Raw genomic sequence first — 12,472 nt, forward strand, 5'->3', positions numbered from 1 at the left:
TTAAAAAGGGGGATGTGTCCAAGAGTTATGAGGTGGCTGCAACAGCATCGATAATTGTATGATTCATGACTACTCGACCAACAGTAGTCAAAATGTAACGGCTAATTAAACTTCCATCTTCATCTAATCGGTCTCGTCGATATGTCCATTCTTCAATACGAGTACCATCTTTCAAAGTCTCTAAATTACGCGGTTTCTGAAGCTCATCATCATCCTCAATTTCACCAGAAAATCGTACCCAAACCCAATCATGTAAATCTATTCTTTTATCTTCAAGAGCTTGTAAAACATCTTCAAGTGATGCGTATGTATGTGCATGATCCCCGAATTTAGGCTGATTTGCGTCCGGCTGAATTGCTGTTAGGTAGTAGGACCCTAAAACCATATCTTGAGATGGAGTAACAATGGGATCCCCAGTTGCGGGGGATAGGATGTTGTTACTTGCAAGCATTAGCATTCTTGCTTCCGTTTGCGCCTCAATAGCCAAGGGCACATGAACAGCCATTTGGTCTCCATCAAAGTCAGCGTTAAAAGCTGGGCATACCAATGGATGTAGCTGTATGGCTCGTCCAGCAACTAATTTAGGCTCAAAAGCTTGAATACCTAATCGGTGTAAAGTTGGCGCACGGTTGAGAAGTATAGGATGACCATCTATGACTTCTTGTAACACCTGCATTACTTCATCGTCGGCTTTCTGTATCAGTTTCTTTGCAGCTTTGATGTTATTTACAATATTCTGACGAATCAATCTATGAATTACAAAAGGTTGAAAGAGCTCTATTGCCATTTCCTTTGGCAGTCCACATTGATGCATCTTCAACTTAGGGCCAACTACTATTACTGAACGACCTGAATAATCAACTCTTTTACCAAGTAAATTCTGTCTAAATCGACCTTGCTTGCCCTCAATAATATCACTTAATGATTTCAGGGCTCGATTATTTGCACCAACAACAGTCCTTCCTCTTCTACCATTATCAATAAGTGCATCTACAGCCTCTTGTAACATCCTTTTTTCATTTCTAACTATTATCTCTGGGGCTAATATTTCCTGAAGACGAGCAAGTCGATTGTTCCTATTTATTACTCTTCTATATAAGTCATTTAAATCTGAAGTAGCGAATCGACCCCCATCCAATTGCACCATAGGTCTCAAATCAGGAGGTATAACAGGTATGGCATCTAAAACCATCCACTCTGGGCTCGCACTTGTAGCAATAAAATTATCTATAACTCTTAGTCTTTTTATCAGTTTAGCCCTTTTCTGACCTTTGCTTGTTGCAATTTCTTCTCTCAATTGCTCTGCAACTTCTTTAAGATTTAAATCTTCAAGCAATTGCTTTAAGGCCTCTGCACCTATCCCAACTATGGGTTCATTCTCAATAGTCGAATCCTCAGCATAAATTTCATCTTCGATCTCAAGCCATTCATCCTCTGTTAATAGCTGCTTATACTTTAGATCCTTACTATCTCCTATATCTAAAACAACATAACAGTTAAAATAAACAATTTGCTCAACATCTCTAAGAGGCATGTCTAACAAAATAGCGACATAGCTAGGAATGCCTTTTAGATACCAAACGTGCGATACAGGAGCTGCCAATTTAATAAATCCCATTCTATGCCTTCTTACGCGACTCTCTGTTACTTCAACACCGCATCTTTCGCAAACAATTCCACGATGCCTAACTCTCTTATATTTCCCACAGTGACATTCCCAATCTTTAGACGGGCCAAATATCTTTTCGCAAAATAATCCATCCATCTCAGGCTTAAGTGTTCGATAATTTATTGTTTCAGGCTTAGTCACTTCACCAACAACCTGGCCATTGGGCAAAGTTCTTTGACCCCATTCCATTACTCTTTCAGGAGAGGCTAATTTAATTTTGACGTAATCAAAATGGTTTTCAGTACGTAGATTGCTATTGGTCATGAGAATTCAGGGTGTTTAGATGATTTGTTTCTATTGAGTTGATTACTCTTCGTATTCTTTACCTAATGATTCATAGGTGGGTCTACTAGGCGTGCTTCTACGAGGATTTACATCTTGCATAAGATCAACCTCTTTACCATCATCTGTGTATACTCCGATATCTAATCCCAATGACTGAAGTTCTCTCATTAAAACTTTGAAAGATTCTGGAGTGCCAGGCCTTGGAATTGGTTTGCCTTTCACAATGGAATTAAGCGCTTCATTACGGCCTTGCATGTCATCAGACTTAACGGTTAACAGTTCTTGCAAAGTGTATGCAGCTCCATACGCCTCTAGTGCCCATACTTCCATTTCACCTAATCTCTGTCCACCTTGCTGAGCCTTTCCACCAAGAGGTTGTTGAGTCACCAAAGAGTATGGGCCAGTAGATCGAGCATGAATTTTATCGTCTACTAAATGTACAAGTTTAAGGAAATGGGCGTAGCCAACAGCAACGGGTTGATCAAAAGGTTCACCAGTTCGACCATCTGTAAGAAGTAACTTTCCTGGATCCTCAGGGTTGTAAACCCATGATTTGCCTGGCTGCTTTGCCGCCTCTTTCAAGTAAGCTTGAACTGTCTGGTTAGACATCTCTGATCCATACATCTCATCAAAAGGTACAATTTTAACTCGACAATCCAAATTAGATGCTGCCCAACCCATGAGGAGCTCAAAAACCTGCCCGACATTCATTCGACTTGGGACGCCTAATGGATTAAGACATATATCTACAGGTGTGCCATCAGGAAGGTATGGCATATCCTCTCTTGGCAATATCCTACTGATAATCCCTTTATTACCATGCCTGCCAGCCATTTTATCTCCAACTTGAATCTTTCTACGTTGCGCAACATAGACTCTCACCACCATGTTCGCTCCAGGTGGCAGCTCATCACCTTGTTCTCGTGTATAAATTCTGACATCAACCACTCGCCCTCTCTCCGTTGAAGGGACTCTAAGAGAATTATCTCTTACATCTCTTGCTTTCTCTCCAAAAATAGCTCTTAAAAGTTTTTCTTCAGGCGGTTGATCTGATTCTCCTTTAGGGGTAACTTTCCCAACCAGAATGTCTCCACTCTCAACGAAAGCTCCAATTCGAATAATCCCCATTTCATCCAAATTACCAAGACTTTCCTCTGATACATTTGGGATTTCTCTTGTTATTTCTTCAGGGCCTAGTTTTGTTTGACGAGCTTCTATTTCATATTTTTCGATGTGGACAGAAGTATATAGATCATCTTTAACTAACCTTTCACTTACTAGAATTGCATCTTCATAGTTGTAACCCTCCCACGGCATATAAGCAATTAAAACATTTTGACCAAGAGCTATTTCCCCTCCCTCACAGGCTGAACCATCAGCTAAGACTTGCCCCACAATTACAGGGTCACCATTAAAAACTATAGGCCTATGGTTTAAACAAGTATCTTGATTAGATCTTTGATATTTTTGCAAGTAATGGGCATGGTCATTGCCTTCCTCGTCAGTAACAACAATTGTATTAGCGTCTACATAAGTCACTGTTCCATTTACTTTTGAGATTGGAACCATGCCAGAGTCTCTAGCAACTTGAGTCTCTAAACCCGTCCCAACCAAAGGTCTTTCTGGACGCAAAAGAGGAACTGCTTGTCTTTGCATATTTGAACCCATTAAGGCTCTATTGGCATCATCGTGTTCCAAAAATGGAATTAACGATGCAGCCACAGAAATTACCTGAACTGGTGATAGTTGGACATAATCAACTTGCTCAGGAGAAACCGTTTCAAAATCTTGTCTATATCTAACGGGAACAAGTTCTGCCAATATTTTTCCTTCTTCGTCCGTGGCTACATCACCAGGAGCGACCCTACACTCATCTTCTAAATCTGCAGACAAATAAATAGGATCTCCTTGTTTAATTAATCGTCCATTTTCCACCTTCCAAAATGGTGTCTCAATAAATCCATATTCATTAACCCGAGCGTGCGTAGCCAAAGAATTAATGAGACCTGCATTGGGCCCTTCAGGAGTTTCAATAGGACAAAGTCTTCCATAGTGAGAAGGATGAATATCCCTAACTGCAAAGCCAGCTCTTTCACGAGTTAAACCTCCAGGCCCTAAAGCAGATATACGTCTTTTATGAGTTAATTCAGCTAATGGATTGGTTTGATCCATAAATTGACTTAGTTGACTTGAACCAAAAAATTCTTTTATGGCTGCAACTAAAGGTTTTGGATTTACGAGTTGCGCTGGAGTAAGTGAGTCTGTTTCCCCAACTGTCATTCTCTCCTTGATTATCCTTTCAAGTCTATTCAATCCAACTCGAACTTGATTTTGTAAAAGTTCACCGACTGACCTTACTCTCCTGTTACCTAAATGATCAATATCATCAAGAGTTGCTCCACCTACATCTAGCTCTAAGTTGATTAAATAATCTAAAGTAGAGAGAACATCTTCGTTTGTAAGTGTTCTTACATTATCAGGAATAGTTAAGCGTAATTTTTTATTTATTTTATATCTACCAACTCTTCCTAAGTCATATCGTTTTGGATCAAAAAATCTTGTTTGGAGCAACTGTTGACCTCCACTTACAGAGGGAGGCTCACCTGGCCTTAACTTTTTATAAAGCTCTAACAAAGCTTGGTCTTCTGAACTTATGCCTTCTTCGTTTGCAGCATCAATTGACTTCTTATAAAACTCAGGATGTCGTAATTTATCTATCACATCATTATCTGATAAACCCATTGCCCTCATTAAGACATGAGCATTAATTTTTCGTGTTTTATCTACACGAACATGCAACAAATCGTTTTTATCAGTTTCAAACTTTAACCATGCTCCGCGATTAGGTATAACGCTTGCATTGTAAGTTCTTCTACCATTTTTATCTTGCTCATCTTTGAAATAAACTCCTGGACTTCGAACAATTTGATTGACTATTACTCTTTCAGCGCCATTAATTATAAAAGTTCCACGCTCAGTCATTAAAGGTAATTCACCGATAAAAACTTCTTGTTCTTTAATTTCTCCTGTTTCTTTATTAACTAGACGACAAGTAACATACATTTGAGAAGCAAAAGTTGCATCTCTTCTTTTTGCCTCTTCTACATCATGTCTAGGACGTTTAAGCTTATATTCTGACCCTATAAAATGAAGTTCAAGCTTACCCGTATAGTCAGTAATGGGAGAAAAATTGTCTAATTCTTCTATTAAGCCTTTATCCAAAAACCACTTAAAACTTGATCTTTGCACCTCAACCAGATCAGGCAGATATGTAGCTGCTTTGGCTACCTGAATCGCGCTTCTGCTCATTCGAGAACCTGCGTTTATATGTAGAGGACGGGGTTGATGTCTTGTCCTAGAGTTCGAAAAATGATCTTTACTAAAAAAAACAAAAACAATCCCCAATAAGAGTGAGATTTGAAATTGAATTTAGTTAATTAACGAACAAACTGACTCAAAAAGGAAGATCCTTATAGGTTTAAGCGCAGATACCACGCCTAAGCAAGACAATAAATAACTCTACACTCAAATATGAGAATTAACTAGAGGGAATGATCATATTTAAGGCAACGCAAACAATTCCCTTGCATTTTGAGTGGTTTTTTCAGCAATTTCTGCGAAGCTTTCACCTCTGATTTCTGAGATTTTATCTACAACGTGCTTTACATACGAAGGTTCATTTCTTTTTCCTCTATGAGGAACGGGTGACAAGAAAGGACTATCGGTTTCTACTAGAAATCTACTTTCGGGAACTTTTTTGGCACATTCATGGATATCAATCGCATTTTTGAAAGTGACATTTCCACTGAAGCTTATGTAAAAGCCCAGATCAAGAAACCCTCTCATCTCTTTTGCATTGCCACTCCAGCAATGCATAACTCCTTTTGGACATTTACCATTCTCAGAAAGCTTAGAAAAAACTTCTAACATTTCTCTCGCTGCATCTCTGCAATGAACAATTACTGGCAAATTCAATTCAAAGGCCAAGTTTAATTGCGGCATTAAAATTGAAAGCTGCTCACTAAAGTTCTCTGCTTTAAAAAGATCAAGTCCTAATTCTCCAATAGCGACCACTCGACTATCATCAAGAGCTGCTTTTTTTAAAATGCTTAAAGTTTTAGGACCCCAATGATGCACATCCAATGGGTGCACTCCTACTGAATATCTGATCTCTTGAAATTGATCTGCTATTGATTTAATTGCAGGGATTTCAGAGGGTTCTACGCAGGCATGTAATAAAGCTTTAACACCCTGTAATCTCCATCTCTCAGCAACTTTTTCTCTATCTTCATTAAAATTAGAAAAAGCTATGTGGCAGTGACTATCAATTATTGAACTTTTAGAATCGCTCAAGATGCAAAATAAACTCTTCTTTTAATATTAAATCTTAGATTATTGATTCTCAAACAACTTCTTTCAAAACCTTTTTTATAGCAACGCTTAGTCTGGATTTCTGATTAGCCCCTGTGTTTTTATGCAAAACACCTTTTTTAACTGCTTTATCAATTTTGCTAAAGGCTAGATTAAATGTTTTTTTAAGGTCTGCCTTAGATTCATCGCTAGGCTCTTTTTCAAATATTCCACAAGCAAGGAAGCACCTCTTCATTAAGGTACGAACTGTAGATTTGTAATTTTTGTTTTCAAGGCGGTTGCGTTCCGCAATTTGAATTCGCTTTTTAGCTGAGTTGGTATTTGCCACGGAGGCTTAGTGTTTTAGTCTTAATGTTATTCCACAGTACCTCAAGACCATGAAGAAGATCTACATAAATCAAAATTAAGGCATAAGATAATCAAATTGAACCAATAGCCAAAAGTTCATGACGCAAATAATTAATAAAGAAGAGGTACAAAAAACCCCTTCAAAAAAATTGACCATTAAAACAGTTATTAATATTGATCAGGCTCAGCTTGAGCTCAAGGCAATTACTGAGAGAACATCTGGAACCTTTCAAGAAAAAGCTATACAGGTAGTTGACGATATCCTTGAAAACATTAGTAAAAGGGGTGACGAGGCTCTTAAAGAATACACTTCTCGCTTTGATGGATTTTTCGCGGAAAAATTTCAAGTCTCGTCAGATTTAATACTAAAAGCTTGGGAAGAAACTCCAAAGGAATTACAAGATTCGCTTTTATTGGCAAAAAAAAGAATTGAAAAATTTCATAGTCTTCAGATTCCAAAAAATATCGTATACATGGGCCCCCATGGAGAGTCACTGGGACGAAGATGGAGCCCTGTTGAAAAAGCCGGAATATATGTGCCTGGAGGGAGAGCAGCCTATCCAAGCACGGTATTGATGAATGCTATTCCTGCATATGTCGCAGGAGTCAATCAAACCATAATGGTTTCTCCTGCCAACTCTAAAGGGGAGTTAAACCAAACCGTACTTGCTGCAGCCCATATTACAGGTATCAACCAAGTATTTCGTGTCGGAGGCGCTCAAGCTATTGGGGCGCTTGCTATTGGAACTGAATCAATTCCAAAAGTAGATGTAATAAGTGGACCAGGAAATATTTATGTAACTTTGGCAAAGAAGAAAGTTTACGGAAAGGTAGGAATTGATTCTTTAGCTGGCCCAAGTGAGATCTTAATTATTGCCGATAAATCAGCAAAGTTGGAACACGTTGCATCAGACATGTTAGCTCAATCAGAACATGATCCTTTGGCTTCAGCCATACTAATAACTACTAATAAAAAATTAGCTGAAAAATTACCCGCAGAAATTGAACGTCAATTAATTAATCATCCAAGACTAGAAATATGCCAAGAATCAATCACAAAATGGGGGTTAATAGTCCTTTGCGATAATTTAGAAACTTGTGCAAAGTTAAGTGATACTTTTGCCCCAGAACACCTTGAATTGCTTGTAGAGGAGCCCAAGGAATTATCTAAAAGCATCAAAAATGCTGGGGCAATATTTATGGGGCCATGGAGCCCAGAGGCTATTGGAGATTATCTTGGAGGGCCTAATCACACTCTGCCCACTTCTGGGACAGCAAGATTTGCTGGCGCTCTTGGAGTTGAAACTTTTATGAAAAATACTTCACTTATAGATTTTTCAAAAGAAGCCTTTAATAAGAATAAAAATGCAGTTGTGCATTTAGCCAATAGTGAGGGATTACACAGTCACGCAGAATCAATAAAAATTAGAGATTCTAAATCCTCTTAAGCGATTCAACACCAACTAACTCATTTTCTACTTTTCCTACTAGTACTTCATCTGTCAGGTTTACAAAAAGTCCGTTTTCAAGAACACCAGGAATATTATTAATTTGACTCTCCAATAGTTCTGGTTCGTCAATACCATTACTAAACGCGAAATCAAGTATTAAGTTTCCCTGATCAGTAACTATGGGTCCAGCCTTTTTCTGAGCCATCCTTAGACTCCCTTCTCCTCCAAGATTTATTAATGTTTTTTGTACTTTTTTCCAGGCAGATGGAAGAACCTCTACTGGTAATTTGAAATCAAGGTTCAATTTTTTGACTAGTTTTGTAGAATCAACAACAACGATGAATTTTCTAGCCAAAGCAGCCACAAGTTTTTCCTGCACATGACAAGCTCCTCCTCCTTTAATTAATTGAAATTTGGGATCAACTTCATCGGCGCCATCAATTGCAAGATCAATTTCTGAGACTGAAGAAAGAGATTTAAGCGGTATACCTAATTCGGAGGCAAGAACTTCTCCCTGAAAGGATGTAGTCACACCTACGATATCTTTGATTTTTCCCGAATTTATTTTATGAGCAAGTGCTTCAATCATTAAAGCTGCTGTAGAGCCAGACCCAAGACCGAGAATCATACCGTCTTGAATTTGATCTACTGCAGCTTGAGCAACTGCTAGCTTCATCTGATTTTGAAGATCCATTTACTAATAGCTTTTCGAAAGACAGTAGCAAATTTTCAGCTAATTCCTGGTAAAGCAGCAGGCTTAATAGAAAGGTTTATCTCTTTGTTGTTTCGAAGGACTTCCAATTCAAATGGTTTTCCTATTTGGGCATTCTCAACTTGCATGAGCAGGGATCTAGGATCATTAATTTCATTCCCTGCTGCAAGTATCACAAGATCACCTCTTCTTAAGCCTCCCTCCTCTGCTGGACTTTGAGGGATAACAGATTGAACAAGTGCACCAGATCTTTCAGGTAAAACAATTAATGCATTGGGATCTTGATTGTGCTCTTTTGCTATTCTTTCATTTAGTAAAACTAACTGAGCCCCTAGGTAAGGATGAATAACTTCACCATTAGCGAGTAATTGATTGGTAACTTTTGAAGCAAGATTGATAGGGATTGCAAATCCAAGCCCAGCCCCTGGACCAGACCTGACCAAAGTGTTTATTCCAATAACTTCTCCATTTGAATTTATCAATGGTCCACCTGAATTTCCTGGATTTATTGCTGCGTCCGTTTGAATCAAATCTAATCTTTTGTCAGAGAATCCAAGAGTATTAATATCTCTATGAAGACTACTTACTATGCCCAAAGTGACAGTACTTTCAAGGCCATAAGGAGTTCCAAGGGCAATTGCCCAATCCCCAACTTGAATATCTTCTGAATCTCCCAATTTTGCACTTTCTAATCCAGGAAATTCTTTAATTTTCACAAGAGCTAAGTCAGTGACTTGATCGGTTCCAACAACTGTGCCATCCAATTGATTTCCGTTTTGAAGAGTAATAATCACACGATCAACTCTTTCCACTACATGAGCGTTTGTAAGAACTAATCCAGAATCATCAATTATGACTCCAGAACCTTGCCCTCTTTCTTTTTTTGGGAAAGTACTCAAATCGCCTAAAAGATCTCTCAACAAAGGGTCCAATAAATCAGATTCAAATTCATCTGTTTCATATTCTCTTTCAATATCAATCCTGACTACTGATGGTGAAACCCTACTGGCCACATCAGCAACGAAACTATGTGATTCGCCTGATTGAAAATTTTCTAAAGCTAATACAGATACTGGTCCGAATAAAAAGCAAAAAATTATGGAGCAAAAGAAAAATAGACTACTAAATCTCTTCATAATTTCTAACTTTCTGGGACTAGGCATAACGAGTCATTGTATTTAGGAACAATAAAATAGATCAATGCAATATAAGAAGAATTTGATTTTAGAGGTAACCGAAACCTTTATCTAGTAATATTTAAAAGCCTGACGGTACCTCTTTGAATAGAGGCGGGTCAAACTTAAACCGCTCGGGCTTTCTGCCCGATCTCGACGCTGCCTTTTGTCTAATCAAACCGTTACAGAATTAAAAGTTCTTACAACAAAGTCAGCAACTAATTATGGCTTTGATGTAACCGATTTTAAGATGATCACTCATCTGAATCCCTTGTCAATTCAAATAAGTATCCGACACAAAAATCCTGACAAGAAAGTCACTATTGATGACTGTTCAAACCTTAATCAATATATTGATGAAGCTATTCATGGTTCTGCAATCCTTAATCAACCTTTCACTCTGGAAATCAGTAGCGAGGGAGTGGGTGAAATCTTAACCAAGGAAAAAGATTTTCAGGTTTTTAAAGGGTTCCCAATTGAAGTTACTTATCAGGATTTAAAAAAAATTGAGCAACAAACAAATGGTTTGCTTCTAAAAAGGACAGATAATGATTTACAAATAAATCAAAAGGGGAAAACTCACAGAATCCCAGTCGAAGACGTTATCCAAGTCCGACTCACAACACCCTCTGGTTAAAATCTAGATATCAATTATCTAACCCAATCCTTCTCATCTTTATATCCCATCATCGATGGCTCTTGTTCTACTCCCAGGCCTAAACAACTTAATTGAAGACATTAGTGAGGAAAAAAAACTTCCCTCACAAGTTGTCGAAGCTGCTTTGAGAGAAGCACTTTTAAAAGGTTATGAGCGATATCGAAGAACTCTTTATTTGGGTATCAGCGAAGATCCTTTTGAAGAAGACTATTTTAGTAACTTTGATGTTGGCTTGGACCTAGATGATGAAGGTTATCGAGTTTTAGCAAGCAAGATAATAGTTGAAGATGTTGAGAGTGATGATCATCAAATAGCAATAGCTGAGGTTATGCAAGTCGCTGATGATGCCCAAGTTGGGGACACAGTTGTCCTAGATGTGACTCCAGAAAAAGAAGATTTTGGAAGGATGGCTGCAGCCACTACCAAGCAAGTCTTAGCCCAAAAGTTAAGAGATCAGCAAAGAAGAATGATTCAAGAGGAATTTGCTGACCTAGAAGACCCAGTACTAACTGCAAGAGTAATTAGATTTGAGAGGCAGTCTGTAATCATGGCAGTTAGCTCTGGTTTAGGCAGGCCAGAAGTAGAAGCAGAGCTTCCAAGAAGAGATCAATTGCCAAATGATAATTATCGAGCAAACGCAACATTTAAAGTATTTCTAAAAGAAGTTAGCGAAATACCTAGAAGAGGGCCTCAACTTTTTGTGAGCAGATCCAATGCTGGCTTGGTCGTATATTTATTTGAAAACGAAGTTCCTGAAATTCAAGAGGGTTCAGTACGAATTGTTGCTGTTGCTCGTGAAGCAAATCCACCTTCAAGAGCAGTAGGTCCCAGAACAAAAGTAGCTGTTGACAGCATTGAAAGAGAGGTAGATCCTGTTGGAGCATGTATTGGTGCTAGAGGGTCTCGAATTCAACAAGTAGTTAATGAACTTCGTGGAGAAAAAATAGATGTAATTCGTTGGTCTTCGGACCCTGTTCAATACATCTGTAATTCATTAAGTCCTGCAAGAGTTGAAGTTGTAAGGCTTGTGGATCCAGAAGGGCAGCATGCCCATGTCCTTGTACCTCCGGATCAACTTAGCCTCGCAATTGGAAGAGAAGGACAAAATGTAAGACTTGCTGCAAGGCTTACAGGATGGAAAATTGATATCAAAAATTCACAAGAATATGATCAAGCCACTGAAGATTCTGAGGTCGCAGAATTAATTTCTCAAAGAGAAGAAGAAGAATCTTTACAGAGAGAAGCTGAGCAGAGATTAGAGGCAGAGCAAGCAGCTAGAGCAGAGGAAGATGCACGATTAAGAGAGCTTTACCCTCTACCAGAAGACGAAGAAGACTTTCAAGATGACCAATTATCAGTTATTGATAGCAACGAAGCAGAAACAGAATCCTCTGAAACTAATTCAAGTATCGATTCCGATGTCTCAGAAACTGAGAATGATGAAAGTGATATTGAAAAAACAAACGAAGATGCGGTTACAAACGAAGATAAAATGATTTCAGAAGAGGAAGGAACACGGTGAGTCAAAGCCCCATTCTGCGTAGGTGCGTAGCTTGCAAAAAAATTCTTGATCGCAAGTTTCTTTTAAAAGTTACCAGAGATTTTCAGAATGGAGTAGTTCTCTCAGACGGGATGGGAAGATCAGCCTATCTCTGTCGATCTGAGTCATGTTTTGAAGAGGCTTTGAAGCGTAAACGATTACAAAAAGCTTTGAGATGTGATATACACTCAAGCGTTTTCAATATGCTCCAAAAACAACTTAATACCTGCATTGATTCAGATACTGAGGCATGATGTTCATTA

General features: G+C 38.5%; 10 protein-coding genes. 4 read left to right on the forward strand and 6 right to left on the reverse strand.

Features of this window, described 5'->3' with window-relative positions; all coding sequences use genetic code 11:
- Positions 1-25: 25 nt before the first annotated feature.
- The 4 genes from AC6EIW_RS06250 to rpsT form a co-directional block, all read right to left on the reverse strand.
- On the reverse strand, positions 26-1,933 hold the full coding sequence (locus AC6EIW_RS06250) for a DNA-directed RNA polymerase subunit gamma (RefSeq protein ID WP_498519861.1): 1,908 nt from the start codon (positions 1,931-1,933) through the stop codon (positions 26-28).
- Positions 1,934-1,975: 42 nt separating this feature from the next.
- Positions 1,976-5,263 carry a DNA-directed RNA polymerase subunit beta gene (gene rpoB / locus AC6EIW_RS06255; RefSeq protein ID WP_498519862.1) on the reverse strand — a complete coding sequence of 1,096 codons (3,288 nt, stop codon included), beginning with the start codon at positions 5,261-5,263 and terminating at the stop codon, positions 1,976-1,978.
- 252 nt (positions 5,264-5,515) lie between these two features.
- Complete coding sequence (locus AC6EIW_RS06260; RefSeq protein ID WP_498519863.1) at positions 5,516-6,307, reverse strand: TatD family hydrolase; 792 nt, start codon at positions 6,305-6,307, stop codon at positions 5,516-5,518.
- A 49-nt stretch (positions 6,308-6,356) separates the two neighbouring features.
- Complete coding sequence (gene rpsT, locus AC6EIW_RS06265) at positions 6,357-6,653, reverse strand: 30S ribosomal protein S20 (RefSeq protein WP_498519864.1); 297 nt, start codon at positions 6,651-6,653, stop codon at positions 6,357-6,359.
- 118 nt (positions 6,654-6,771) lie between these two features.
- On the opposite strand from rpsT, the gene hisD reads away from it, so the two are divergent.
- On the forward strand, positions 6,772-8,121 hold the full coding sequence (gene hisD, locus AC6EIW_RS06270) for a histidinol dehydrogenase (protein WP_498519865.1): 1,350 nt from the start codon (positions 6,772-6,774) through the stop codon (positions 8,119-8,121).
- Here hisD and rpiA read toward each other — a convergent pair.
- Together rpiA and AC6EIW_RS06280 are read right to left on the reverse strand one after the other, a co-directional pair.
- Positions 8,108-8,818 (reverse strand): ribose-5-phosphate isomerase RpiA, encoded by a 711-nt coding sequence (rpiA, locus tag AC6EIW_RS06275; RefSeq protein WP_498519866.1) that lies wholly within the window; start codon positions 8,816-8,818, stop codon positions 8,108-8,110. The genes hisD and rpiA overlap by 14 nt on opposite strands.
- Positions 8,819-8,853: 35 nt before the next feature.
- Positions 8,854-9,999 (reverse strand): trypsin-like peptidase domain-containing protein, encoded by a 1,146-nt coding sequence (locus tag AC6EIW_RS06280; protein ID WP_498519867.1) that lies wholly within the window; start codon positions 9,997-9,999, stop codon positions 8,854-8,856.
- Between the two features lie 178 nt (positions 10,000-10,177).
- On the opposite strand from AC6EIW_RS06280, the gene AC6EIW_RS06285 reads away from it, so the two are divergent.
- The 3 genes from AC6EIW_RS06285 to AC6EIW_RS06295 are packed head-to-tail and all read left to right on the forward strand — an operon-like array spanning position 10,178 to position 12,463.
- Positions 10,178-10,648, forward strand: coding sequence for an LSm family protein (locus tag AC6EIW_RS06285; protein ID WP_498519868.1), 471 nt, complete (start codon positions 10,178-10,180; stop codon positions 10,646-10,648).
- A gap of 55 nt (positions 10,649-10,703) precedes the next feature.
- Positions 10,704-12,191 carry a transcription termination factor NusA gene (nusA, locus tag AC6EIW_RS06290; protein ID WP_498519869.1) on the forward strand — a complete coding sequence of 496 codons (1,488 nt, stop codon included), beginning with the start codon at positions 10,704-10,706 and terminating at the stop codon, positions 12,189-12,191.
- Positions 12,188-12,463: a YlxR family protein gene (locus tag AC6EIW_RS06295; protein ID WP_498461497.1), complete on the forward strand. Its 276-nt coding sequence runs from the start codon at positions 12,188-12,190 to the stop codon at positions 12,461-12,463. Before nusA ends, AC6EIW_RS06295 begins: the two co-directional genes overlap by 4 nt.
- Positions 12,464-12,472 lie beyond the last annotated feature (9 nt).

This window comes from Prochlorococcus sp. MIT2308, from assembly GCF_059772345.1.

What these genes read in the sequence shown, in the direction of transcription:
- AC6EIW_RS06250 (WP_498519861.1), bottom strand. Translation starts at nt 1,933, where the DNA reads ATGACCAATAGCAATCTACGTACTGAAAACCATTTTGATTACGTCAAA.
- rpoB (WP_498519862.1), bottom strand. Translation starts at nt 5,263, where the DNA reads ATGAGCAGAAGCGCGATTCAGGTAGCCAAAGCAGCTACATATCTGCCT.
- hisD (WP_498519865.1), top strand. Translation starts at nt 6,772, where the DNA reads ATGACGCAAATAATTAATAAAGAAGAGGTACAAAAAACCCCTTCAAAA.
- rpiA (WP_498519866.1), bottom strand. Translation starts at nt 8,818, where the DNA reads ATGGATCTTCAAAATCAGATGAAGCTAGCAGTTGCTCAAGCTGCAGTA.
- AC6EIW_RS06280 (WP_498519867.1), bottom strand. Translation starts at nt 9,999, where the DNA reads ATGCCTAGTCCCAGAAAGTTAGAAATTATGAAGAGATTTAGTAGTCTA.
- nusA (WP_498519869.1), top strand. Translation starts at nt 10,704, where the DNA reads ATGGCTCTTGTTCTACTCCCAGGCCTAAACAACTTAATTGAAGACATT.